The organism is Streptomyces sp. NPDC052396 (genome assembly GCF_044593195.1).
Classification (GTDB): Bacteria; Actinomycetota; Actinomycetes; order Streptomycetales; family Streptomycetaceae; genus Streptomyces.
In genome coordinates this window covers 172,362-195,086 of record NZ_JBIUAW010000003.1, presented here as the reverse complement: position 1 = coordinate 195,086, position 22,725 = coordinate 172,362, and the positions used below count along the sequence as shown (strand labels likewise).

Below are 22,725 nucleotides of genomic sequence, written 5' to 3'. Positions count from 1 at the left end.
CCCCCCACCCCGTGGAGGCCGCACGATGAGCATGTACCGCGAGCGGGTCTACCGGGGCTCGGCCAGGGCCACCATGCTGCGCACGGCGGGCACGCGCGAGCGGCGCTCGCACCTGACCGCCCCCCGGGTGCCCACCGTCGGCATCGACATCGGCGGCACCAAGGTGATGGCCGGTGTGGTGGACGCCGACGGCAACATCCTGGAGAAACTGCGCACCGAGACCCCGGACAAGTCCAAGAGCCCCAAGGTCGTCGAGGACACCATCGTCGAGCTGGTCCTGGACCTCTCCGACCGGCACGATGTGCACGCGGTGGGCATCGGCGCGGCCGGCTGGGTGGACGCCGACCGCAACCGGGTGCTGTTCGCCCCCCATCTGTCCTGGCGCAATGAGCCGCTGCGCGACCGCCTCGCCGGCCGTCTGGCGGTCCCGGTCATGGTCGACAACGACGCCAACACCGCCGCCTGGGCGGAGTGGCGCTTCGGTGCCGGCCGGGGCGAGGACCACCTGGTGATGATCACGCTGGGCACCGGCATCGGCGGCGCCATCCTGGAGGACGGCCAGGTCAAGCGGGGCAAGTTCGGGGTGGCCGGGGAGTTCGGCCATATGCAGGTGGTGCCCGGCGGGCACCGCTGCCCCTGTGGCAACCGGGGCTGCTGGGAGCAGTACAGCTCGGGCAACGCCCTGGTGCGCGAGGCCCGGGAGCTGGCCGCCGCCGAGTCCCCGGTGGCCTACGGGATCATCGACCGGGTCGGCGGCAACATCCCCGAGATCACCGGTCCGCTGATCACCGAGCTGGCCCGTGGCGGCGACGCCATGTGCGTGGAGCTGCTGCAGGACATCGGCCAGTGGCTGGGCGTGGGCATCGCCAACCTGGCCGCCGCGCTGGACCCGTCCTGCTTTGTCATCGGCGGCGGCGTCAGCGCCGCCGATGACCTGCTGATCGGCCCGGCCCGGGACGCCTTTAGGCGCCATCTGACCGGGCGCGGCTACCGGCCGGAGGCCCGGATCGTCAAGGCCCAGCTCGGCCCGGAGGCGGGCATGGTGGGCGCGGCCGACCTGGCCCGCCTGGTCGCCCGCCGCTTCCGCCGGGCCAACCGGCGGCGGGTCGAGCGCTATGAGCGGTACGCCCAGGCGGGCCGCGGGTGAGCACCATGACGGACATCGAGCCCGAGACCCGGCCGGAACGGCCGGAGCCGGCGGAGCTGCCGGATGCGCCGGAGTCATCCGGCCAGGCGCCCCGGCCGCGCGAGCGCCGCTGGATCAAGGCGCTGGCCGTCTTCCTGCTGATCGCCATCCCGGCGGGCTACCTCTATATCTCCGCGATGCAGAGCCGCGCCGGCAACGGCGACGCGCAGGAGCAGGCCTCCGTCGACGGCCTGGAGGACGGCTGGCCCTCCCGGCTGCAGCGCCGGCTCTATGAGGTGACGGTGCCGCCGTACGCGGAGGATGTCGCGCACTTCGAGACCAACTCCTGGAAGTCCAGCTCGCTGTTCCTGCAATTCACCACCACCCACGACAAGTTCGAGCAGTGGCTGAACGACCGGGGGATGCACCTCTCGGAGCTGGAGAACGGCGATGTGACCATCGACCAGGACGAGGCCGGCCTGGTCGGCTGGAACTTCGGCGGCAAGCACCACTGGGCGGGCACGGTCCAGGAGCAGGACAAGCCCCGCCCCACCCTGGAGATCACAGCGAACCTGGACAACCCGGACTATCCGCGGGTCTTTGTGGTCTCCACCACCTCGCCCTGACGCGACCTCGGCCCCCCGTTCCGCTGCCGGGCGCTCACGCCGCGCGGCAGTGGTGCTGGGCCGGTTGACGCAGGACGGGGTGGTGGGCGGTCAGGGAGATGACCGGGGCCAGGAAGCCATTGGCGCGCATGGCCTGGCACACGTCCCCTCCGTCCGCGTCGGGCGGCCCGATGTCCAGCACGGCCGCGGAGACGCCGGTGGTGGCCGGCCGCAGGGCGGTGGCACCGTCGGGGGCCGGGACGGGGTCGAAGTCCTCGTCGTACAGGCCGTGGTCGTCCTCAACGACCAGGATCTTGCGGCGCATTGTCCTCTGCCGGCCCGTCGGGGGTGCGGTGTGCGCACGAGGTGAGCGATTCGGGCAGCCACCTGTGTATGGCCCACAGACATACGCCCAGCCAGCCGGCGGCGAACAGCCAGCCGCCGACCACATCGGTGAACCAGTGCACCCCGAGATAGACGCGGGTCAGTCCGACCAGCACGCCCCAGCAGCCGACGACCAGTCGCAGCGGTGTCGCGCCGCGCGGGGCGCGCGGGGTCAGCGCGACGATCAGCAGCCCGGCGGCCAGGGCCGCCGTTGTGGTGTGCCCCGAGGGGAACGACCAGCCGCTCGCCTGGGCCGCCCAGTCCTCGCGCGGTGGACGGGCCCGGTGGACGAGCTCCATCGCGCCGTACCGGAGCGCCTGCCCGGCACCGAGGCAGGCGGCGCTGAGCACGGTGGCGAGCAGCCTCTGGCGTGCGGTCCGTCCCGCGATCAGGCCGGCCGGCACGGCGAGGAGGTAGGGGACGATGCCCGTTCCGGTGTCGGTCACCCCGCGGGCCAGGGCTACTGCCGTCGCCGGGCGATGGGCGACCGACCACGACAGGAGAGCGCTGTCCGGCCGGAGCGGCCCACCGGCGCCGACGGCGACGAGCGTGGCCAGCACGCCGAACGCCGTCCACGCGCCAAGGCACCCGGGCAGAAATCGACTGCACCATTGACTACGCATCTGTAGACATCCTACGGGGCTGTGGGCGGCCGACGGGCGGGACCGGTCCCGGCCGGAGCCGACCGTGGTCGCGCAACGGGCCGACGGTACAGTCCTGTTGAGCGCAGGTGTCCTCGACGACGACGCCCTGGCCGCGACCGGCGGCAGATGGCTCGGCGGATCCCACCCCATGGGAGCGCCTGCCGCGGCGCCGGCCGCGACCGACGCCGATCTCGTGCCCGCCGCCGGCACGGCGTGCGGTCAGGACGCGGCCGCGACCTGCCGCCGGGAGAGGGCGTCGGAGGTCTTGGCCGTGATGCAGAGGGAAGCGGCCAGGGTGAGGACGAGGGCGGCGCCGACGGCGAAGATGCTGCCGGTGGCGACGGGCGCGGGGCTGCCGGCGGGGCGGGCGGAGCCGCTGAGGAAGGGGACGATGGCCAGGACACCGATCCCGAGGGCGACTTCGGTCCAGACGACCTTGGGGAAGTGCCGCAGCGTCAGGTGCAGCAGGGAGGCCGTCGCGTCGGCGCGGCGGGCGCGGGCGATGCGGGGCATCAGCCAGAACTGGTTGAAGGCGCCGGCCGCGACCATGCCGAGCACCAGCAGGGTCTTGACGAGCAGGAAGAGGCCGTAGGCCGTTGTCCACAGCTGCCCGATGCCGCCCACGTGCTTCCAGGACATCCACAGACCGGATGTCAGCACTGCCCCGACGCAGACCAGGGCGACGAGGCTGAACCGCCGCCAGATGTCCGCCCACAGCAGGCCGGCGTTCTCGCTCAGATGACGGCGGGCTCCGGCGAGGGTGACGAGCAGGGCCAGTCCGCCGATCCAGACCGTGCCGCTGATGATGTGGACCTGGCCGAAGACGAGGTCGAGCACGCGATCCGTGTCCGCCGGGGCGGTGGCGGGTATCGCCGGGATGAGCGTCACCGCGAGCGACAGCGGCAGAGCGGTCAGCGCCAGGGCGTTGAGGTGACGGCGCGCGACCGGGCTGAACAGCGCGATCAGCGAGGCGGATGCCAGCACGAGCACGATGTTCTGGACCAGGTAGATCGTGCCCTGCGCGACCCACGCGCCCTTGGCCGCGGGTGCGCTCAGGAAGTCCCGGATCCGTCCCGGCGCGAGCGCGTCCCCGAACGGCATGCCCTTGCCGGCGCGGGCCACCCGGGCCGCGAGCTGGAAGTAGCCCACCACCAGCAGCACCACCCCGGCCCACGCCAGGGACCGCGCCGCCCGCCGCCGCAGGACCGCGACGTCGCCGCGCTCGTTCTCCGGCGCGCGCAGGGCGGGGAGTGCCACTGCCGCGTATGTCACGGTGAAGCCGATGGCCCCGCACAACCCGGCGAAATAGCTGGATTTGGTCAGAATCCTCCAGAGGGGAGGGGTGGTGTAGGGCGCGGCAGCTGCGAGGTGCGCAAAATTCATGAAGGTAAAGCTAACCTAAGTAGGCCCGTTCGGTGCCCGGAATGCGGCCCGGGGGGACCAGGCACGTCGGAAATGGATCTCGGCCTGTGTCGCGTCACCGAGGCAGGCGGAGCGATCAGCACCACAGTGCCGGGTCGAAATATCACTTTGTGTTAGCCTCAAACGTTTGGACGGCTGTGGTGGCCGGCGACTCCGTCCGTGCGGTTCCCCTTGTTCGTCGGCTGCTCATTGCTGCCGGGCCTTCCTCGGTATGTTCCCCATGCGGAAGGCTCTTTTATGAACCACCCGGACCGCCTCGGCACCTCGCACGGCGACCTCGCCCGGCCGGTGACCCTCGCCCCGACGGTGCCCCCGGCTGCTTTCGCCGATATGGGACTGCCGGCCGAGGTTCTGCGAACGCTCACCGAACTCGGCGTGCGCGAGCCCTTCCCGATCCAGGCGGCCACGCTGCCCAGCGCCCTCGCGGGACGGGACGTCCTGGGGCGCGGGCGCACGGGGTCGGGCAAGACGCTCGCCTTCGGCCTGCCGCTGCTCGCACGGACGGCCGGGCGGCGTGCGGAGCCGAAGCAGCCCCTTGCGCTGATCCTGGTGCCCACCCGGGAGCTGGCCCAGCAGGTGACCGAGGCGCTCGCGCCGTATGCCGACGCGCTGCGGCTGAGGGTGGCCACGGTCGTCGGCGGCATGTCGATCGGCCGGCAGGCCGCCGCGCTGCGCGATGGCGCCGAGGTCGTCGTCGCCACCCCCGGCCGCCTGCATGACCTCATCGAGCGCAGGGCCTGCAGCCTGGGACGGGTACGGATCACCGTCCTCGACGAGGCCGACCAGATGTGCGACATGGGCTTCCTGCCGCAGGTCACCGAGGTGCTGGACCAGGTGCACGCCGACGGCCAGCGGATGCTGTTCTCGGCCACCCTGGACCGCGATGTCGACCAGCTGGTCCGCCGCTACCTCCACGACCCGGTCGTCCACTCGGTCGACCCGTCCGCGGGCGCGGTCACCACGATGGCCCACCATGTGCTGGTCGTCCACGGCCCCGACCGGTACGCCGTCACCACCGAGATAGCCGCCCGCGACGGCCGCGTGCTGCTGTTCCTGGACACCAAGCACGCGGTCGACCTGCTCACCCGGCATCTGCGGGCCAGCGGAGTGCACGCCGCGGCCCTGCACAGCGGCAAGTCCCAGCCGCAGCGCACCCGGACCCTCGCGCAGTTCAAGAACGGCCAGGTCACCGTCCTGGTGGCGACCAATGTCGCGGCCCGTGGTCTGCACGTGGACGACCTCGATCTGGTGGTCAACGTCGACCCGCCCACCGACCCCAAGGACTATCTGCACCGCGCGGGCCGCACCGCCCGGGCCGGCCGGTCCGGCATTGTCGTCACGCTGGCTCTGTCGGCCCAGCGCCGCGAGTTGAGTCGGCTGATGGCCGAGGCCGGCATCGAGCCGACGGTCACCAAGGTGCGCTCGGGTGAGGCGGAGCTGAGCCGGATCACCGGGGCCAAGGCCCCCTCCGGCATCCCGCTCGACGGCGGGCCCGCCGCACCCCGAGCCAAGAACACCAACGCCCCCTTCCGCGGCCTGGGCACCAGCAAGGACGCCTCCCGCGGCACCGGCGGCAAGTCCCGTAAGGCCGGCGAGGCCCGCAAACTCGCCGAGGCCCGCAAGGCGGCCCGGGTGCGGCGCGGCGGCTGAGAGCCGCTGCCCTGATAGCCGCGGATTCCCGATCACATGCTCGGGCGCGCGCTGATCCCGGTCCGGTAGCCGGGACCAGGACCATTCGCCGTTCGCCGGCGCCGTTGGTGAATCCCAAAGGCTGAACAGGATGTCGAACTTCGCGATCCGTGCTCCTGGTGGTCATGGTCGGCTCGCCCGCACGGTGGGTGTTCTTGCCGGCCGGCGTCTGGCTCAGCAACTGGTGGGCAGTCTGTGGCCAGTTGTGCAGATCACCTGGTGACCGCCGGCCCATGGTTCCGGCGCGGCGCGCAGTGGAATCAGCGCGCCGTGCCGGACAACGAGCAAGCCCCCGGGGCGTGTTCGAGTGGGCTCATGGACTTCACGATGCCGCCTTCGACGGTTCGAACGCGTACCCGGCCTGCCCGGCGTCCGTGATGACGGCCCCGTATCGGGAGCCGAGCTTGCGCCGCAGGCGTGCGATGTGCGTGTCGACCGTGTGTGTCTCGTCGACGGCGGACCGCTGCCACACCAGTTCCATCAACTTGCGGTGCTGCTGGGGACGTTGGGGATGCGTGGCGAGGTGGGCGAGGAGTTCGAACTCCATGCAGGTCAGCTTGACTGGCCGGCTGTCCGCCGAGACCGTGCGGTGTTCAAGATCAAGGACAAGACCGCCCACTCGGTGTACCGGTGCATGCGGAGCCTTCCCGTCGTCGGCAATCGCCGACGGCCGGTGATCGAGGTGCCAGTGCAGGTCACTGACCGCAGGCTCCAGCCAGACGAGGGAGAGCAGTTGTGACAGGACAGCGGTGATGGGGCCCTGGGTGGCGAAGCCGGCTTCCAGAAGCGCTGAGCCGGGCGTTTCACTCCGGCTGGACATCTCCGTCAGGCACACATCGGGGCCGGTCAGGGCCCGGGCGAGCCGGGCCCGTACCCGAGGTTCGTCGGTCATGTCGCACATGACGTGTGCGACGCCGTACAGGGGGGCGTTGACGGTCGCATACGGGGCACTGGCAATGAGGCGTTCGACGGTTTCCTGCAGGAGGCCGGCCGGAAGGAACATGTCGGAGTCTCCTCTCTGATTCCAGGAGAGCTGGTGGTCAAGGGGCCGGACGCGAGGCGGCCTCACGGCGGGGCCGTCCATCGCGGATGACGGCAAACGGCCGGTGGGTTTACGGGCGTTCGCGGTGGGTGTGCGTCTTGGTGCGCATGGCGGTGAGAACGGACGCATGCAGGAGTCACCTCCGTAAGGCGAGTTCGGTGCGGAAGCTGTCAGGCGTGGGACAGCACGGCGGCTCCGGCGATGCGGCGCGCGGCGGGCAGGGGCAGGCCGGTGAAGCGGGAGAGCCAGTGGGCGTCGTGCCCCTGCTGGGCGAGGATGTAAGTGAGGTGTACCCGCGGGTCGTACGCGGCGTGTGCGGCATAGGGCCGGGGGCAGGTGCTGGGGTCGTCCAGCCGGTAGGTCCGCTCCGGTCCGTCACCCAGCACCAAGTTCACGTGTGGGCAGGCGTATTCAGGGCAACGCTTGCAGTCGGCGGCGGGCGGGCACTGACGGGTTGGTGCGGAGAGCCTGGCGCGGTGTGTGAGAAGGCGCACGGTGCCCTCCCTTCATGGGAAGTCGTTGGACGGGTCGGGTGGCGGTGGGTGGTGGTGCGTTCCGTCGCCATTGCGGGGAAGGGGTGGTCGGTCATCTGTCACCAACCGCGAGACGCGCACGATCGCCGGACCGCGATGGCGGTGTGGAGCCGCATGCCGGTCTTCTCGCAACAGCGCGTGGAACAGGGGGTGGTGCGCTTGCCGAAGACGCGAGACTGCCCAGCCGGACTGGTGATCGTCGTCCCGGCCATCACGGACCTCCCGTTCCCCCGGTGGGGGCGATTTCGGGCATGAGGCGGCCATTCACCCCCGTGAGCGCGCAGAACATCGTCCCGGAACGGCATTCAGGCCGTACGGACGCCAGGGCGGTGCCATGTGTGCGCAGGAAAGGTGATTACCGCATGCCAGGACGGAGCGGGGACAGGCGGGAATGGGGCCTACTGTGGCCCGGACTGCTTGGACCGCAATCCATATCTCTCGCCTCCTCCCGGCCGGGGCGCGCGCGGGCGCCGTGATGGGCGCGGCAAGGAGCGGACCGGCCCGCAGACGACCGGCTCACCCCAACTCGTCAGAGCTTTGGCACTGCACGGCGTAATCCCCTTGCCGGGGAAGCCACTTGGGGTCACCCCTTGGGCCGGGGAGACCTGTCCTGAACCTGGGCGTCTCTCGACGTCGTGGGGTCAGTGGCCTGTGTCCGTACAGACGCCTCACCGAACGAGGTGCCTCACATGCCGCCAGCGTAGCGTCCTGATCATGTCTGCATGCAAACACTTGACCCAAACTTGACGCGGGAAAAAAGGCCGGACACCTCCCGGCGTCCGGCGCAACTCGCCGTGTCAGGAGGGTAGTCGGCGGCTGCCCGGTCACGGCGCCGGACGGCCTGCCGCACGCAGGGCGGCGCGAGCGTGGTTCCGGGCGATCGACAGGGCCTTGACCATCTCGCCTCAGCTGGACCACCCAGGGCCTCCTGGTCCCCTGGTACCCGGTCCCGGGCGCCGGTGCATGCGGCGGCGACCAGCAGGCAGGTCAGGCAGGCGGCGGTGATCTTCTGTGTCCGGGTGTTGGCCCAGGGGTCCAGCAGGGGTCACCCCGCCGGCAGTGGGCCCGTGGACGTGTTGGCAGCCGAGGTGCGGCAGGAACTCTGTCGGGCGTGATCTCCTGGCCGGGATGGGCGTGCCAGGAGAGCACGGAGGCGACTGATGGTGGATACGAGCGGATTCCCTTCCCGGAGAGTGTGGCGGCGGCCGCCGTCGCGGTGGGTCGATCTGGTGGTCGCGGCGGCTTTGATCGCACTGTTGTACGGGCTGTTGCGGCTGGCTCCGTCGCTCAACGCACCGTTCCTGCCGAATACGGCGCCCAAGGCGGTGTCGACGGATCCGTCGAATCTGCCTTTCTACGCGGTGCGGTCGCTGCTGCGCATGTTTGTCGCTCTCCTCGCCTCGGTCCTGTTCACCTTTGCGTACGCCACCGCGGCAGCGCGGCTGCGCAGGGCGGACAAAGTCCTGCTGCCGGTGCTGGACATCCTGCAGTCGGTGCCCGTCCTGGGTTTCCTGTCGGTGACCGTCACTGCGTTCATCAGCCTCTTCCCGGGTTCCGAGCTCGGTCTGGAGTGCGCCTCGATCTTTGCGATCTTCACGGCGATGGCATGGAACATGACGTTCGCCTTCTACGCTTCGCTGGTCTCCCAGCCGCGGAAACTCGATGAAGCGGCCCGGGTGATGCGGCTGACGAAGTGGCAGCGGTTCTGGCAGCTGGACGTGCCCAGCGGGGTGATTCCACTGGTGTGGAACGGGATGATGAGCTTCGGCGGGGCCTGGTTCTTCCTGGCCGCCTCGGAGTCCATCTCCGTCCTCAACCACCAGTACGCGCTGCCCGGCATGGGGTCCTATGCCGCCGCCGCGATCGCCCAGGGAGACCTGGGCAAGGTGGGCAACGCCATCGCGGTGATGGTCGTCCTGGTGATCGGGGTCAATGTGCTGTTCTGGCGGCCGGTGACCGCCTGGTCGGAGCGCTTCCGGGTGGAAGAGTCCCGGGCCGCCGAGCACCCCCGCAGCCTCGTACTGGACTTCCTGCGGCGCTCGCAGGTGCCGCGGCTGATGGGACGGCCGCTGAAGCCGCTCTGGCCGGCGCTCGACCGGCTGATGCGGCCGTTCGGACTGGCCGAGCACGCCATCGGCGTCTCGCCGGCGCGGGAGCGGACCGGTGATGTGTTCTTCGCCGGAGTGGTCAGCGCGATCGTCGCCTATGGAGCCTGGAAGGCGTGCACCTATGTGAACTCGAGCGTCGGTTTCGGCGCGTTCGGCTCCGCGCTGGCGCTGGGCGCGGCCACCTTCGCCCGCGTGGTGGTGCTTATCGTCGTCGCGACGCTGGTGTGGGTGCCGGTCGGGGTGTGGATCGGGATGAATCCCCGGGTGACCCGGTTCGCCCAGCCGGTGGTCCAGATCCTGGCCAGCTTCCCCGCGAACTTCCTGTTCCCCTTCGCCACCGCTGTCTTTGTCGCACTGGGCATCTCGCTGAACTTCGGGGCGATCCTGCTGATGGCGCTGGGGGCACAGTGGTACATCCTCTTCAACGTCATCGCGGGCGCCTCGGCCATCCCGTCCGATCTGCGGGAGGCGATGACGACATTCCGGGTGAGCGGGTGGCTGCGCTGGCGGGAATTCATCCTGCCCGCCGTCTTCCCGTCCTACGTCACCGGAGGCATCACGGCGGCGGGCGGGGCATGGAACGCCTCGATCGTCGCCGAGGTGGTCGACTACGGGCAGCACCATCTGACCGCGACCGGACTGGGCGCCTACATCACCGAAGCCACCGCCACCGGAAACTTCCCCAAGATCCTGGTGGGCATCTTCGCCATGAGCCTGTACGTCGTCGCCGCGAACCGGCTGTTCTGGCGCCGCCTTTACCGGCTGGCCGAGACCCGGTACGCGCTCTGACCCCGTCCCCTGTCCGCCCGCCCGTCCACCCACACCCCTTCCAGTTCCCGAGGCAGGATCCGTGAACAGCAGCGAAGCCCTCATGACCGGAGCGCGTCCGCCGGGGGAGACGATCGTCCGGGCCGACTCGGTGACCAAGACGTTCACCACACCGGACGGCGGTGCCCTGCCGGTACTGGACGGCATCAGTTTCGACCTGGCCGAGGGCGAGATCGTCGCCCTGCTGGGCAAGTCCGGGTCCGGCAAGTCGACGTTGCTGCGCTGCGTGGCCGGCCTGATCGCCCCCTCGTCCGGCTCGGTCTTCTACCGGGGTACGCCGCTGACCGGCGCCAATCCTGGGGTGTCGATGGTCTTCCAGTCCTTCGCGCTGCTGCCCTGGCTGACGGTGCAGCAGAACGTCGAACTCGGCCTGGCGGCACTGGGTGTGGGCGAGGAGGAGCGCCGCCGACGGGCCTTGAAGGCGATCGACCTGATCGGCCTGGACGGCTTCGAGTCGGCCTATCCCAAGGAACTGTCCGGCGGCATGCGTCAGCGCGTGGGCTTCGCCCGCGGCATCGTGGTCGAACCCGACGCGCTCTTGATGGACGAACCCTTCTCCGCCCTGGACGTGCTGACGGCGGAGAACCTCCGCACGGAGCTCGTCGGCCTGTGGGAAGGCCATGAGGCACCGGTGAAGTCGATCCTGATCGTCACCCACAACATCGAGGAAGCCGTGCTGCTGGCCGACCGGATCCTGGTGCTCTCCTCCAACCCCGGCCGCATCCAGGCCGAACTCACCGTGGACCTGCCCCGCCCCCGCAACCGGCAGCACCCCCGCTTCGAAGCCCTGGTCGATACGGTCTATGCCATCCTCACCGGCCGGGAGGCGGCGGCCGCCGCCGCTGCCGAAGCTCCGGCGCCGCCGGGTGGCCCGGCCCGTCCGGCGCCCGCGCCGACCCCCATCAGCGCCCCGCTGCCGGACGTCAGGGTCGGCGGCCTGGCGGGCCTGCTGGAGATCCTCATCGCGCGCGGGGGCGAGGACGGACTGGCCGAGATCGCCGATGAGCTCAACTTCGAGGTCGATGATCTCCTGCCTCTGGTCGACGCCGCCGTCATGCTCGGCCTCGCGCGCCTCGACGGTCCACGCATCACCATCACCGACACCGGCCGCGAATTCTCCGCCGCCGACATCCTCACCAGCAAGAGGCTCTTCGCCCGGCACGCCGCCGCCCGTGCCCCGCTGGTGCGCGCGATCGTCCAGGCCCTGGCCGCGACCGAGGGCCACACCCTGCGCGAAGACTTCTTCCTGGACCTGCTCCGGCGCGGGTTCTCCGCGGAAGAAGCGCGCAACCAGCTGGAGACCGCGATCGACTGGGGCCGCTACGCCGAGCTGTACGACTACGACCGTGATGACGGCAAGTTGACCCTGGAGCCCGGTGCCCAGCAGGCGTTGTAGCCGGCCACGGCCGGGACCGGCGCGCACCCCTGCTCTGCAACGACAAGGCCGTCCTGGGCCAACGGCCGCTGGACCAACGCCTTCACCTCGCTGGTCGTCGGCGTCCTGGTCACCCTGTCCATCATCCTGACCGCCTCGGTGGCCTTCCCCGACATCACCTCCGGCGCGATCCTGGACATCATGGCCGTCTGCGGCGTCGCCGGCATCCTCGCCATCGGCTACGCCGAGGTACGCCGCCGCAAGGGCTGGGCACCGGCCGCGCCCATCGACCGTACGGGCAAGGAGAACTGGCGGATGCCGCCGCTGGAGGAACTGCCCAAGCCCGTGATGTCCAGCGGGCGCAAGGTCGGCATGGGTGCGCTGCGGGTGTACCTGGTGATCGCCATGGTCCTGGTGATCATCCACGTCGTCCAGCTCGCGACCGGCCACGGCAACTGACCGTCCCCGGGCGGCGGTTTTCCTCCCCTCCCGTCGCCTGGGGATGCTCCACCGGCCCTCCATCGACTCCTCAACCGAAAACAGGGGCGGGCACCCTCATATGCCTCTCGCCCCGCCCACGGTCCGCTCGGCAGTGAAACCGAACGCGCCTGCCTCCGCGTGCTGCCGAAGTCGGTGATCCGGCAGGTCCGTTGAGGAACCGGTACGTCCACCTTGCCTGCCCGCTCGCCCGTTCACCGCTTGCCTCGCATTCGGGCCCGGCTCGCCGAGGCGCCCGCCGCGGAAGATGTCCAGGCCGGCGATTCCCGCGTCCGGGTGGTTCAGTCGCATGCCGCGTTCCTGGAAGCGCACTTCACCACCGACGGACCGGTTGCCGCACCGCTGGGCCGACTTGTTGCCCTCGTCGGACTGGAGCGCGCAGTTCACGAACTCCACTGGCACCTCGACGCCTCGGCCGTCGGCGGCGACGGCACCGGTCAACTCGTCAGCTCAATGGGGAGCTCCCTGTGAAACGTCTGTCGCGCCGCTTTCCCCACTTTCGAACCGGACGACGGCATCAACGTAGTGATCCAGGTGACCCTCGCCTCGGACGGTCAGGCGTCCGCGGCCCTGGAACGGCTGGTCGTCCAACTGGCACGCGAACCCCGGGTGCGCGATCTGCGGTAGGACCTGCGTGCCGGCCCGCTTGCGAAACCGCACCGCACCGCGGTGATCCCGGCCGGCACATTGGTCTGGCCCGGATGGTTGTACTCCAGTCAAAAGGTGGCAATGGTTTTCATCTTGCGTTGATATGAAAATCGTTTTCATCTATGTTGAGGGTGAGCCACGCACGCCGGAGTGGGCCACCGCGCCACCGGCACCGCCCGAAGGAGCCCCTCATGCCCACCGCCGTCACGTCCCGATTTCCGCGACCATCCGCACGGACCGCCCTTGTCACCGCCGTGGCAGCCCTGACGGCCGTGACCGCCACCGCCTGTTCGACCTCGTCCTCCTCCGATGCGAAGGCAGGCGGCAGCACGTCGGCCACGGGCCGCTCCGGTTCGGGCAAGAAGATCGAGGTGGTGGCGGCGGAGAACTTCTGGGGCAGCATCGCCACCCAGCTCGGCGGCGACCACGTCCATGTCACCAGCATCATCACCAACCCCGACACCGACCCGCACGACTACGAGCCCAAGGCCGCCGACGCCCGCAACGTGGCCGGTGCTCGGTACGCGATCGTCAATGGCATCGGCTACGACGCCTGGGCCGACAAGCTCCTCGCCGCCAACCCGGCAGGCGGGCGTACCGAGTTGAAGGTCGGTGACCTCGTCGGCGTCAAGAAGGGCGGCAACCCGCACCGCTGGTACTCGCCGGACGACGTCCACAAGGTCATCGAGAAGATCACTGACGACTACAAGAAGGCCGACCCCGCCGACGCCGCCTACTTCGACCAGCGGAAGACCGCCTACGAGACCAAGGACCTGGCCCCGTACACCAAGCTGATATCGGAGATAAAGAGCAAGTACGCGGGCACTCCGATCGGTGCCTCGGAGTCCATCGTCACCCCGCTCTCGGAGGGGCTCGGGCTGAAGATGCTGACCCCGGAGACCTTCCTCGACGCGATGAGCGAGGGCACCGACCCCACGGCCAAGGACAAGGCCACCATCGACGACCAGATCAAGAACAAGAAGATCAAGGTCTACGTCTACAACTCCCAGAACTCCACCCCGGATGTGCAGGCCCAGGTCAAGGAGGCCAAGGACGCGGGCATCCCCGTGGCCACGGTGACCGAGACCCTCGCCCCGGCCAACGCCACCTTCCAGCAGTGGCAGACCAGCCAGCTCCAGGGCATCGAAGAGGCCCTGGCCAAGGCCACCGGGCGATGATCGAGGCCATGGAGTCGGCGGTACGGGCCGCTGGGGGCCGGCTCCCTGCTTCCCGGCAGGTGGCCGAACCGGTGCTTGAGCTGCGTGAGGCCGCCGTGCGGGTGGGCGGCCGCACCCTGTGGTCGGGGGTGAATCTCGCTGTGGGGGCAGGGGAGTTCACTGCCGTCCTCGGCCCGAACGGCGTCGGCAAGTCCACCCTGGTCAAGGTGGTGCTCGGTGCGATGCCGATCGCGGCGGGCGAGGTGCGGGTCCTGGGGACCCGTCCCGGTCAGGCCAGCCGGCGCATCGGCTATCTGCCGCAGCGCCGCAGCTTCGACGCCTCGATGCGGATCCGTGGCATCGATGTGGTCCGCCTGGGGCTGGACGGTGACCGCTGGGGCGTGCCGCTGCCGATCCCGGGACCGCGTCGGCGCGCAGCCCGCCAACGCGTGGCCGAGGTCATCGAGTTGGTGGGCGCGACCGCCTATGCTCACCGGCCGGTCGGAGAGTGCTCCGGCGGCGAACAGCAGCGGCTCCTCATCGCGCAGGCGCTTGTCCGGCGACCGCAACTGCTGTTGCTGGACGAGCCGTTGGACAGTCTCGATCTCTCCCACCAAGGCGGGATCGCCGCGTTGATCGGGCGTATCTGTCACCAGGAGGGCGTGGCCGTGGTGATGGTGGCGCACGATGTGAACCCGATACTGCACCACCTCGACCGGGTTGTGTATCTCGCCGGGGGCGGCTCTGTCAGCGGTGCTCCGCAGGACGTGATCACGTCCGAGACCCTGACGGGGCTGTATGGCACGCCGGTCGAGGTGCTGCGGGCCTCCGACGGGCGGCTGGTTGTGGTCGGGCGGCCCGAGTCCACCGGGGGCGGTCATGGTGTCGGCTGATCCGCTCTGGTCGTGGAACCTGGTGGGTGACGTCCGGCAGATGTGGTCGTACCCGTTTATGGTCAACGCCTTCCGCGCGGGCGCGATCGTGGCCGTGGTCTCCGCCGCCGTCGGGTGGTTTGTGGTGCTGCGGCGGCAGACCTTCGCCGCGCACACCGTCTCCGCCGTCGCGTTCCCCGGCGCCGCCGGGGCCGTGTTCCTCGGAGTCGGCGCGGTCTCCGGCTACTTCACGGTCTGCCTCGCCGCGGCCCTGGTCATCGCGGCCCTGCGCGGCACCGGCGACCGTGAGGAATCCGCGCTGACCGGAACCGTCCAGGCCTTCCTCCTTGCCTGCGGATACCTCTTCACCGCCCTCTACAAGGGACTGCTGGAGGGGCCGCAGACCATCCTCTTCGGCACCTTCCTCGGCATCACCAGCAGCCAGGTGACCGTCCTGTTCTGGGTGGGTATCGCGGTGCTCGCGGTGCTGGCGCTGATCGGCCGGCCGCTGCTGTTCGCCTCCGTCGACCCGCGGGTCGCCGCCGGGCGCGGGGTCCCGGTGCGGGCGCTGTCCATCGCGTTCCTCGTCCTGCTCGGGGCGGCGACCGCCGAGGCCAGCCAGATCACGGGCACCTTGCTGGTGTTCGCCCTGATGGTGATCCCCGCCGCCACCGCACAGACCCTCACCGCCCGTCCGATGACGAGTCTGCTGCTGGCCGTGGTGCTGGCGCTCGCGGCCACCTGGGCGGGGCTGGTCGCCGCCTACTACTCGCCCTATCCACTGGGGTTCTTTGTGACCTCGTTCGCCTTCGCCGGATATGTCCTCGCCCTGGGGGTGCGTGTGGTGCGCAAGGCCCTGCCGGGCCGGCCGGTCAGGGAGGTTGCCGGATGACCGCATTGTCCCAGCCGTTCTTCCAACACGCCCTGCTCGCCGGAACGTTGATCGCGGCCGCATGTGGCATGGTCGGCTACTTCCTGGTGCTGCGCGCCCAGGTCTTCACCGCCGACGCGCTGAGCCATGTCGCCTTCACCGGCGCCATGGCCGCCCTCGCCATCGGCTATGACCTGCGGCTGGGACTGTTCGCCGCCACGATCGGCATCGCGCTGCTCTTCGGCGCGCTGGGCCGCCGGGCCCGCCCGGATGACGTGGTCATAGGGAGCGTCTTCTCCTGGGTCCTCGGCCTGGGCGCGTTCTTTGTCACCCTCTACACCACCTCCCGCAGCACGGCCGACGGCACCGCGGGCGTCAGCGTCCTGTTCGGCTCGATCTTCGGTATTTCCGCGGCTCATGCGGCAACTGCCGCCCTGCTCGGCGCGGGCGTCTGCCTGGTGCTGCTGATCGCCGCCCGCCCGCTGCTGTTCGCCACGGTGGACGAAGCGGTGGCCGCGGCCCGTGGTGTTCCGGTCCGGCTGCTCGGCTATGGCTTCCTCGCCGTGGCCGGGGCCAGTGCCGCCGAGGCCACCCAGGCGGTCGGCTCGCTGCTGCTGCTCGGCCTGCTCGCCGCTCCGGCCGGAGCCGCGATCCGGCTGACCGACCGGCCGTACCGGGCGCTCGCTCTCTCTGTGGGTCTTGCGGTGACGGAGATGTGGACGGGCCTGTTCACCTCGTACGCGGTGCCGCGAATGCCGCCGAGCTTCGCCATCATGGCCACCGCCACCGCCGTCTACGCGGCCACCTTCCTCATACGGCGCCCTGTCCCGCGTACCGGCTGAAGGCTGAAGGCTGAGCGGAGGAGCACCAGATGGCAGACAAACGACCGCGGGCAACCGCCCGCGATATGGCGCTGCTCGGCCGCATCACCCAGCAGCGTGCCGTGGTGCTGGGAGCCCTGGTCGTGGTGGAAGGTTTCATCAGCGCCCAGGCCCTGCACAAGCGGCTGGTGGCCGACGGCTCGCCCGTCGGCCTCTCCACCGTCTATCGCACCCTCACCGCGCTGGCCGAGGCCGGCCGGGCGGACGTCTTCCGCGACACCAATGGCGAGCGGCTCTTCCGCCACCGCCCCGGCCCCGACCACGGCCACTACCTGATCTGCACCCAGTGCGGCCTCAGTCTGCCCGTCGAATCCGGCCCGGTGGAGAAATGGGCCGACCGGATCGCCCGGACCTCAGGGTTCGCCGACGTTCGGCACGCCGTCGAACTCTCCGGCGTGTGCCCGGACTGCGGCCGGAAGACAGATCAGGCACAGACAGATCAGGCACAGACATCCTGAAGGTCAGTGGTCGTCCCAGTGCCCGTCGTGCTGGGCGTGACGGTGCCCGTCGTGGACGTAGTCCATATGGTCGCCGTGCGGCACGGCGACATGACCGCACCCCGCACCGTGCTGGTGCGCGTGCTCCTGGTGGACGGTGTGGCCGGTGGGCTCGCACTCGTCGGTGTGGTCCTCGTGTATGCGGTGCAGGTGCCCGTCGTGGACGTAGTCGATGTGGTCGCTGTGCGGTACAGCGACATGACCGCATCCCGCACCGTGCTGGTGGGTGTGGTTCGCGTGAGAAGTGTGCGTACTGGTCAACATGGCAAAGCCTTCTTTTCTCCCCCGCATGATCGGATCTGTTCCGACGGGAGAGCCTGCCCTTCCCGTGTTAACCGCGCCAGGAATTCACAAAAGTTGCCAGAAGTCGGCTGAAAACACGCCATGCGGCAGAGGGTGACTCGGGCATCACATGGCCAGGCCACCGCCACAGCGCAGCCCGCCGACGTGAACCCTGCGGCGCGTAGCCGCTACCCGCGCCCAACCTCTTGTGACCAAGAAGCGGCTGGGTGTTCGCTCGAATGGACAACCGCATCAGCGAAGAAGGAGCGCTGGCCATGACCGTTAACACGCCGTCCCCGACATGCAGTTCAGGCTGCACCTGTGGTCCGGGCTGCAGCTGTGGATGCCAGTCCGGCGGCCCGTGCCAGTGCGGCGGCTAGCCGAACACCGCCCACTGTGCCGAGGGGCTACAACGAGACAGCTGCCGGCGTCGTTTCGCCGACTGCCGTCCCGCCGGGGCCACCCTGGCGGGACGGCTGACGTCCGGGTCTTATGCCGGGGTACTCATGCGCGGACTGCCTCCGGCTCATGGTCGTGCTCGCAGATGGCGTCGTCCAGGCCGCGGACGTCCCAGGCGGGGAAGGGATCGGACCATGACATGCCTGCCTCGTCCGGCCGCACGAGGCAGGCGGAGAGCGCCTGTTGCAACGCTTCCGGGCGCAACTCCGTGCCGATGAAGACGAGTTCCTGTCCTTGTCCGCCCGGCTCGCGGGCACCGGCGGGCTCGAAGCGGGCCACGGCTCCGGCCTGTGACCACAGCCCGGTCACCCGGTCGCGCCCGGCCAGCCAGAAGAACCCCTTGGAACGCAGCACTTGGCCATAGGCCGCGGAATCGAGTTCCTCGGTGACGAACGTCCACAGGCGCTGCGGGTGGAAGGCCCGATCGGCGCGGAAGACCATTGAGGAGATGCCGTACTCCTCGGTCTCGGGGGTGTGGTCGCCGTTGAGCTCCCTGACCCACCCGGGCGCCTGCTGGGCACGCTCCAGGTCGAAGAGGCCGGTGCCGAGGATCGTCGACGGGTCCACCCGGCCGTGCTCGGCGGGCACGATGCGGGCGGCCGGGTTGAGACGGGCGAGCGCCGCCCGGAGCCGGCCGGCATCCGCCGCGTCCACCAGATCGAGCTTGTTGAGGACGATGACGTCGGCGAACTCGACCTGGTCCATGAGGAGGTCGCTCACCGTCCGCTCGTCGTCCTCGTACTGGTCGAGGCCGCGCTCCGCCAGGCCGTCGCCGCCCGCGAGCTCGGGGAGGAAGTTCGCGGAGTCGACGACGGTGACCATGGTGTCGAGCCGGGCCAGGTCGCCGAGGGTCGCGCCGTCGTCCCGGGGGAAGGCGAAGGTGGCGGCGACGGGCATCGGTTCGGAGATCCCGCTGGACTCGATGAGCAGGTAGTCGAAGCGGCCTTCGCGGGCCAGCCGGTCCACTTCCTCGAGGAGATCGTCCCGCAGGGTGCAGCAGATGCAGCCGTTGGTCATCTCGACCAGGCGTTCCTCGGTCCGGGACAGTGCGCCTTCGCCGCCCCGCACCAGCGCGGCGTCGATGTTGATCTCGCTCATATCGTTGACGATCACGGCGACGCGCAACCCGTCACGGTTGGCGAGGATGTGGTTGAGCAGGGTCGTCTTGCCCGCGCCGAGGAAGCCGGAGAGAACGGTCACCGGCAGTCGTCGATCAGCCATGGACCGTCAGCCTTCCGGGTGCAGCAGCCCGCGCTCGTACGCCTTCACCAGCCGCTGCGGCACCAGGTACACGGAGCCGTCGACGGTGACCGGCACCAGCTGGGGCGTGCTCGCCTTCCACTGGGCACGGCGGTGGCGGGTATTCGAGCGGGACATCTTCCGCTTGGGCACGGCCATGGGAACGAAGACCTCCATCGTCGGGATGCGTGCCGCCACGCTATCTGAAAACGGGAACCGTTACCAATAGGGAGGGGTGGTCGCTTACGACGCCTGCGATTCCGTGCTGCGAGTGCCGGCGTCAGGCGGCACCTCGGCGCCCATCACCGAACGATCGACACCGCATGGCCGGAGTTGCCGCCCCTTCACCGCCGGCCGGGACGAGTGCTGCGCAATGCTCGATGCGCCAGGGGGCGTCGGGCCGGGTGCGGCGCGCCTCGTGGGCGAGCCGGAAGGCGCGCACCGGCGCTTCGGCGTCGTCCCATCTGCCGGCGGAGATGGGGGTGGCTCACCGGGCGGCGTTCAGCGGTACTGGGTGCGCAGGGTGGTGAGGCAGTCCGCGGCCCGGCGCTGCGGGTCGGTGTCGGTGCTGGCCCAGGCGATCCGGGCGTCCGGCCTGATGAGCACTGCGGTGACGTCCCGCCAGATCGGTTCTGACGTTTGGGCGTTGACGGTGGCCGCCCGCTGTTCCAGGCCGTCCGCGGTACACGGTGTGGGTGTCCCGCCGAGGTCCAGCAGCAGTGGCCGGCCATGGTGCATCAGCGGGTGGGCGGTGGGTACGCCGGCCATGTCCAGAGCGAGGCCGGCCAGTCGGGTGCCGTTGAGCGGGTGCGCGCCGGGTGCGGTGCCGGCGGGGCGCGGGTCGTCGAAGCCGGCGATCCGGCGGGCCCACTGCCGGTTGGTCCGCGGTTCGTTGAGCGCGGCGGACCAGACCTCGCGCAATGCGATCTGCTCCGGGCTCACCGCCGCGAACAGGGCGAGCTGCGCGCGGGTGTTGTCGATGACGGCGCGGGCGGCCGGGCGGCGCTCCGTGTCGTAGCTGTCGAGCAGTCCGTCGGGTGCCCGGCCCTGGAGGGTGGCGGCCAGCTTCCAGCCCAGGTTGGCGGCGTCCTGGATGCCGAGGTTCATGCCCTGCCCACCGGCCGGGAAGAACATATGCGCCGCGTCCCCGGCCACCAGCACCCGTCCGGCCCGGTACCGCGCGGCCTGGCGGGTGGCGTTGCCGTAGCGCGACAGCCACCGGGGGTTATGGATGCCGAGGTCCCGTCCCAGGAGCGCCCGGGTCTGCTCGCGCACCTCCTCCAGCGTCAGTGGTTCGCCGGTGCCGAGGTGCATGGTGGCCGTGGACAGGCCCGCCAGCCGGTGGACGCCGTCGCCGATCGGGGCCGCCAGAAACGAACCGGCCGGCCCGGTGGCGGCGAGCGGCGCGCTGGGCGGATCGTCGAGTTCGACGTCGGCGAGCCACCCGGTCAGCGTGGTGTCCTGGCCGGGGAAGTCGATGCCGGCCGCCTGGCGTACCGCGCTGCGGGTGCCGTCGCAGCCCACCACCCAGCGGGCGTGCACGGTCCGGTGGGTGGTGCCGGCCCGGATCACCACCTCGACGGCGTCCGGTGCCTGGGTGAGCGAGACGACCTCCTCCCCGCGCAGGACCCGGGCGCCCACGGCGAGTGCGTGCTCCTCCAGGAGCTGTTCGGTGACGGACTGGCCGAGGGCCAGCATGAACGGGTGCGCCGCCCCGACTGTGGAGAAGTCCAGCCGGGTGGTCGACGCGCCGAAGTGGCCGGTCGGCACCGGGATGCCGCGTTCGATGAACCGCTCCGCCAGGCCGCGGGTGGCGAAGGTGTCCAGCGTGCCGGCCTGCATGCCGACCGCGCGCGACCGTCCGTCCGGCGCCGCCCGGCGTTCCACGACGGTCACCTCCACCCCGTGCAGGCGCAACTCCGCGGCGAGCCAGAGCCCCACCGGGCCGGCCCCGGCAATGAGCACGTCGAGCATGACAAGCACTTCCTCTCACTTGGGGACGATGCGCCATGACGGCGGCGCCCCGGTGCGCCGGCACAGGGGCGCCGCCGTCATGGCGTCAGGTGGGCAATGCGGCTCAGCGGGCGCTGCCGAGATTCCGGTCGGCGTCGGCGCCTTCGAGCATGAGGGTGGTCTCCTCGATGCGGCGGAAGCGGCCGTCGGGGGCGAACTCGGCGAAGAGGTAGACCTCCATGCGGACGGTGGAGCCGTCGGTCTTGATGACCTCCATCGTGTGGCGGTCGGCGTAGCGGTCGCCGGAGGCGAGTTCGTCGTGCACCTCGACCGAGCCGCCGGCGACGACCGTGCGCAGGTGGGCGATGTGGGCGAGGAACTCGGTGCGGTCCGCCCAGCTTCCGTCGGTGCGCTGACGGTAGTCGGGGGCGAAGTGCCGGTCGGCGGCCTCGTCGAGGTCGAGGCCCGGGGTGAGGAGCAGGTCGGTGAGGGCGGCGCGGGCGTCGGTGTGGGTGCTGACGGTGGTCATGACGGTCCCCTTGGAGTTCGCGTTTCGGCAGAAGTGCGTGCGCTGAGCACGCATATGCACCGTACTACAGATTGCGTGCGCCGCGCACGCTATCCTTGGGTCATGCCTGACGATGTGGGACACGAGATCGCCGACACTCTTGGAGCCCTGCTCAGGCGAGGCGCCCGGGCACAGCTGTACGCCCGCCTGACGGGCGGCCTGGGTGAGGCGGTGGACGAAACCACCTACCCCGTCCTCAGTGGGCTCGCCCGGACCGGCGCGTGCAGCGCTGCCGACCTCGCGGGCGAGATCGGCCTCGACCGCTCCGGCGTCACCCGCCGCGCCACCCGCCTGGAGGAAGCCGGCCTGCTGCGCCGCGAACCCCACCCCGACGACCGCCGCGCCACCCTGCTCACCCTGACCGAAACCGGACAGCAGACGGTCCGGACCACCCGGCAGCGCCTCGCCACGATCATCGAAGCGTCCCTCGCCTCCTGGCTACCCGAGGAGGCGCAGAGCTTCGCCCGCCAACTCCACCGCTCTGTCGCCACCGGCCCATTCACGGAATCATGACGCCGGCACCCGAGGTGCGAGTGCACGAGGCCCGGACCGCGCCGACGCGCATGCTGGTGAACGTCCGCTCAACGACGAAGAGCGCGCCGCCGCCGGCGACGACCAGGCCGCGCTCGGCCAACCACTGGAACGGCTGGTCGACTTACTGGAACGGCTGGGCGACGTTCCCACGCCGGCCGGCGCGACACCACATCGGACCGGCGTTCCGACGACCGCGACGCTCCTGCCCATCGCCGCCGAACCAGGGCAAAGACTCAACGGTGTGGTGCGGGTCGAGTATCGGGGCGTGGCTCATCAAGGCAGCCTCTGGGGGACGCGCCACAGGCGGCGGGGCAGGTCGCCTTCCTCGAGCGGGTGGACGTGCGCCGACTCTTCTGCACGTCGGACGACATCACGTGCACCGGCACCAACATCATGTGCACCGGCACCACAAGGTCCCTACGGTGAGCGAGGGCCGTTCTGCGGTCGTCAGCAGCGGGCATCGGTCAGAGCTTGGGCGGCCCGCAGAGCCTTGGTCGCAGGTCCGGCCTG

The 22,725-nt window shown here is 70.4% G+C and carries 22 protein-coding genes, 1 pseudogene and 1 riboswitch; of the genes and pseudogenes, 12 read left to right on the top strand and 11 right to left on the bottom strand.

What is annotated here, in order from left to right; translation table 11 throughout:
* Positions 1 to 25 precede the first annotated feature (25 nt).
* Positions 26 to 1,147 carry an ROK family glucokinase gene (locus ACIHFE_RS09260; RefSeq protein WP_400105207.1) on the top strand — a complete coding sequence of 374 codons (1,122 nt, stop codon included), beginning with the start codon at positions 26 to 28 and terminating at the stop codon, positions 1,145 to 1,147.
* A 5-nt stretch (positions 1,148 to 1,152) separates the two neighbouring features.
* On the top strand, positions 1,153 to 1,752 hold the full coding sequence (locus ACIHFE_RS09255) for a hypothetical protein (protein ID WP_400105206.1): 600 nt from the start codon (positions 1,153 to 1,155) through the stop codon (positions 1,750 to 1,752).
* A gap of 79 nt (positions 1,753 to 1,831) precedes the next feature.
* On the opposite strand, the pseudogene ACIHFE_RS09250 reads toward ACIHFE_RS09255, so the two are convergent.
* From ACIHFE_RS09250 to ACIHFE_RS09240, 3 genes and pseudogenes are all read right to left on the bottom strand, one after another.
* Positions 1,832 to 2,056: pseudogene (locus tag ACIHFE_RS09250) on the bottom strand (DNA-binding response regulator); the annotation flags it as partial.
* Positions 2,031 to 2,738: a phosphatase PAP2 family protein gene (locus tag ACIHFE_RS09245; protein WP_400105205.1), complete on the bottom strand. Its 708-nt coding sequence runs from the start codon at positions 2,736 to 2,738 to the stop codon at positions 2,031 to 2,033. The gene ACIHFE_RS09245 and the pseudogene ACIHFE_RS09250, both read right to left, overlap by 26 nt.
* A 240-nt stretch (positions 2,739 to 2,978) precedes the next feature.
* Positions 2,979 to 4,142 (bottom strand): copper resistance D family protein, encoded by a 1,164-nt coding sequence (locus tag ACIHFE_RS09240; RefSeq protein WP_400105204.1) that lies wholly within the window; start codon positions 4,140 to 4,142, stop codon positions 2,979 to 2,981.
* Between the two features lie 276 nt (positions 4,143 to 4,418).
* On the opposite strand from ACIHFE_RS09240, the gene ACIHFE_RS09235 reads away from it, so the two are divergent.
* Positions 4,419 to 5,831: a DEAD/DEAH box helicase gene (locus tag ACIHFE_RS09235; protein ID WP_400105203.1), complete on the top strand. Its 1,413-nt coding sequence runs from the start codon at positions 4,419 to 4,421 to the stop codon at positions 5,829 to 5,831.
* A gap of 361 nt (positions 5,832 to 6,192) precedes the next feature.
* Here ACIHFE_RS09235 and ACIHFE_RS09230 read toward each other — a convergent pair whose 3' ends face one another.
* Positions 6,193 to 6,873, bottom strand: a complete 681-nt coding sequence (locus ACIHFE_RS09230; RefSeq protein ID WP_400105202.1) for a winged helix-turn-helix domain-containing protein — start codon at positions 6,871 to 6,873, stop codon at positions 6,193 to 6,195.
* A 209-nt stretch (positions 6,874 to 7,082) separates the two neighbouring features.
* Positions 7,083 to 7,307, bottom strand: coding sequence for a hypothetical protein (locus ACIHFE_RS09225; protein ID WP_400105201.1), 225 nt, complete (start codon positions 7,305 to 7,307; stop codon positions 7,083 to 7,085).
* 651 nt (positions 7,308 to 7,958) lie between these two features.
* Positions 7,959 to 8,132: riboswitch (M-box (ykoK) riboswitch) on the bottom strand.
* Positions 8,133 to 8,689: 557 nt separating this feature from the next.
* Between ACIHFE_RS09225 and ACIHFE_RS09220 the strand changes: the two genes are divergently transcribed.
* The 3 genes from ACIHFE_RS09220 to ACIHFE_RS09210 all read left to right on the top strand — a co-directional run bounded on the left by ACIHFE_RS09220 (position 8,690) and on the right by ACIHFE_RS09210 (position 12,215).
* Entirely contained in the window at positions 8,690 to 10,342 is a 1,653-nt protein-coding gene (locus tag ACIHFE_RS09220) for an ABC transporter permease (protein WP_400105200.1), read from the top strand.
* Positions 10,343 to 10,403: 61 nt separating this feature from the next.
* Positions 10,404 to 11,777, top strand: coding sequence for a nitrate/sulfonate/bicarbonate ABC transporter ATP-binding protein (locus ACIHFE_RS09215; RefSeq protein ID WP_400105199.1), 1,374 nt, complete (start codon positions 10,404 to 10,406; stop codon positions 11,775 to 11,777).
* A 138-nt stretch (positions 11,778 to 11,915) separates the two neighbouring features.
* Positions 11,916 to 12,215 (top strand): hypothetical protein, encoded by a 300-nt coding sequence (locus ACIHFE_RS09210; protein WP_400105198.1) that lies wholly within the window; start codon positions 11,916 to 11,918, stop codon positions 12,213 to 12,215.
* Positions 12,216 to 12,311: 96 nt separating this feature from the next.
* Here the strand turns inward: ACIHFE_RS09210 and ACIHFE_RS09205 are convergent, their stop codons facing one another.
* A complete protein-coding gene (locus tag ACIHFE_RS09205) occupies positions 12,312 to 12,695 on the bottom strand; it encodes a hypothetical protein (protein ID WP_400105197.1) in 384 nt (127 codons plus the stop codon).
* 398 nt (positions 12,696 to 13,093) lie between these two features.
* On the opposite strand from ACIHFE_RS09205, the gene ACIHFE_RS09200 reads away from it, so the two are divergent.
* Genes ACIHFE_RS09200 through ACIHFE_RS09180 form a run of 5 tightly spaced genes read left to right on the top strand, consistent with a single transcriptional unit; the run spans position 13,094 to position 17,141 of the window.
* The gene (locus tag ACIHFE_RS09200) at positions 13,094 to 14,080 is read left to right on the top strand and encodes a metal ABC transporter solute-binding protein, Zn/Mn family (protein WP_400105196.1); all 987 of its coding nucleotides are present in this window, start codon (positions 13,094 to 13,096) and stop codon (positions 14,078 to 14,080) included.
* Positions 14,077 to 14,952: a metal ABC transporter ATP-binding protein gene (locus ACIHFE_RS09195; RefSeq protein ID WP_400105195.1), complete on the top strand. Its 876-nt coding sequence runs from the start codon at positions 14,077 to 14,079 to the stop codon at positions 14,950 to 14,952. Before ACIHFE_RS09200 ends, ACIHFE_RS09195 begins: the two co-directional genes overlap by 4 nt.
* The gene (locus tag ACIHFE_RS09190) at positions 14,939 to 15,823 is read left to right on the top strand and encodes a metal ABC transporter permease (RefSeq protein WP_400105194.1); all 885 of its coding nucleotides are present in this window, start codon (positions 14,939 to 14,941) and stop codon (positions 15,821 to 15,823) included. Before ACIHFE_RS09195 ends, ACIHFE_RS09190 begins: the two co-directional genes overlap by 14 nt.
* Complete coding sequence (locus ACIHFE_RS09185; protein WP_400105193.1) at positions 15,820 to 16,644, top strand: metal ABC transporter permease; 825 nt, start codon at positions 15,820 to 15,822, stop codon at positions 16,642 to 16,644. Before ACIHFE_RS09190 ends, ACIHFE_RS09185 begins: the two co-directional genes overlap by 4 nt.
* A gap of 29 nt (positions 16,645 to 16,673) precedes the next feature.
* Positions 16,674 to 17,141: a Fur family transcriptional regulator gene (locus ACIHFE_RS09180; RefSeq protein ID WP_400105192.1), complete on the top strand. Its 468-nt coding sequence runs from the start codon at positions 16,674 to 16,676 to the stop codon at positions 17,139 to 17,141.
* A gap of 3 nt (positions 17,142 to 17,144) precedes the next feature.
* Here the strand turns inward: ACIHFE_RS09180 and ACIHFE_RS09175 are convergent, their stop codons facing one another.
* The 5 genes from ACIHFE_RS09175 to ACIHFE_RS09155 form a co-directional block, all read right to left on the bottom strand.
* Entirely contained in the window at positions 17,145 to 17,444 is a 300-nt protein-coding gene (locus tag ACIHFE_RS09175; protein ID WP_400105191.1) for a hypothetical protein, read from the bottom strand.
* Between the two features lie 522 nt (positions 17,445 to 17,966).
* Positions 17,967 to 19,142, bottom strand: a complete 1,176-nt coding sequence (locus ACIHFE_RS09170; RefSeq protein ID WP_400105190.1) for a GTP-binding protein — start codon at positions 19,140 to 19,142, stop codon at positions 17,967 to 17,969.
* 6 nt (positions 19,143 to 19,148) lie between these two features.
* Positions 19,149 to 19,319 carry a 50S ribosomal protein L32 gene (rpmF, locus tag ACIHFE_RS09165; protein ID WP_400105579.1) on the bottom strand — a complete coding sequence of 57 codons (171 nt, stop codon included), beginning with the start codon at positions 19,317 to 19,319 and terminating at the stop codon, positions 19,149 to 19,151.
* A 342-nt stretch (positions 19,320 to 19,661) separates the two neighbouring features.
* Entirely contained in the window at positions 19,662 to 21,134 is a 1,473-nt protein-coding gene (locus tag ACIHFE_RS09160; RefSeq protein WP_400105189.1) for an FAD-dependent monooxygenase, read from the bottom strand.
* Positions 21,135 to 21,237: 103 nt separating this feature from the next.
* Entirely contained in the window at positions 21,238 to 21,642 is a 405-nt protein-coding gene (locus ACIHFE_RS09155; protein WP_400105188.1) for a nuclear transport factor 2 family protein, read from the bottom strand.
* A 102-nt stretch (positions 21,643 to 21,744) separates the two neighbouring features.
* Here ACIHFE_RS09155 and ACIHFE_RS09150 point away from each other — a divergent pair, with 102 nt between their 5' ends.
* Positions 21,745 to 22,194: a MarR family winged helix-turn-helix transcriptional regulator gene (locus ACIHFE_RS09150; protein WP_400105187.1), complete on the top strand. Its 450-nt coding sequence runs from the start codon at positions 21,745 to 21,747 to the stop codon at positions 22,192 to 22,194.
* Positions 22,195 to 22,725 lie beyond the last annotated feature (531 nt).

Excerpts from the sequence above, each read along its gene's own strand:
- ACIHFE_RS09160 (WP_400105189.1), bottom strand. The coding sequence starts at position 21,134 with ATGCTCGACGTGCTCATTGCCGGGGCCGGCCCGGTGGGGCTCTGGCTC.
- ACIHFE_RS09175 (WP_400105191.1), bottom strand. The coding sequence starts at position 17,444 with ATGTTGACCAGTACGCACACTTCTCACGCGAACCACACCCACCAGCAC.
- ACIHFE_RS09245 (WP_400105205.1), bottom strand. The coding sequence starts at position 2,738 with ATGCGTAGTCAATGGTGCAGTCGATTTCTGCCCGGGTGCCTTGGCGCG.
- ACIHFE_RS09230 (WP_400105202.1), bottom strand. The coding sequence starts at position 6,873 with ATGTTCCTTCCGGCCGGCCTCCTGCAGGAAACCGTCGAACGCCTCATT.
- ACIHFE_RS09170 (WP_400105190.1), bottom strand. The coding sequence starts at position 19,142 with ATGGCTGATCGACGACTGCCGGTGACCGTTCTCTCCGGCTTCCTCGGC.
- rpmF (WP_400105579.1), bottom strand. The coding sequence starts at position 19,319 with ATGGCCGTGCCCAAGCGGAAGATGTCCCGCTCGAATACCCGCCACCGC.
- ACIHFE_RS09190 (WP_400105194.1), top strand. The coding sequence starts at position 14,939 with ATGGTGTCGGCTGATCCGCTCTGGTCGTGGAACCTGGTGGGTGACGTC.
- ACIHFE_RS09255 (WP_400105206.1), top strand. The coding sequence starts at position 1,153 with ATGACGGACATCGAGCCCGAGACCCGGCCGGAACGGCCGGAGCCGGCG.
- ACIHFE_RS09195 (WP_400105195.1), top strand. The coding sequence starts at position 14,077 with ATGATCGAGGCCATGGAGTCGGCGGTACGGGCCGCTGGGGGCCGGCTC.
- ACIHFE_RS09240 (WP_400105204.1), bottom strand. The coding sequence starts at position 4,142 with ATGAATTTTGCGCACCTCGCAGCTGCCGCGCCCTACACCACCCCTCCC.
- ACIHFE_RS09235 (WP_400105203.1), top strand. The coding sequence starts at position 4,419 with ATGAACCACCCGGACCGCCTCGGCACCTCGCACGGCGACCTCGCCCGG.
- ACIHFE_RS09200 (WP_400105196.1), top strand. The coding sequence starts at position 13,094 with ATGCCCACCGCCGTCACGTCCCGATTTCCGCGACCATCCGCACGGACC.
- ACIHFE_RS09155 (WP_400105188.1), bottom strand. The coding sequence starts at position 21,642 with ATGACCACCGTCAGCACCCACACCGACGCCCGCGCCGCCCTCACCGAC.
- ACIHFE_RS09260 (WP_400105207.1), top strand. The coding sequence starts at position 26 with ATGAGCATGTACCGCGAGCGGGTCTACCGGGGCTCGGCCAGGGCCACC.
- ACIHFE_RS09150 (WP_400105187.1), top strand. The coding sequence starts at position 21,745 with ATGCCTGACGATGTGGGACACGAGATCGCCGACACTCTTGGAGCCCTG.
- ACIHFE_RS09185 (WP_400105193.1), top strand. The coding sequence starts at position 15,820 with ATGACCGCATTGTCCCAGCCGTTCTTCCAACACGCCCTGCTCGCCGGA.
- ACIHFE_RS09180 (WP_400105192.1), top strand. The coding sequence starts at position 16,674 with ATGGCAGACAAACGACCGCGGGCAACCGCCCGCGATATGGCGCTGCTC.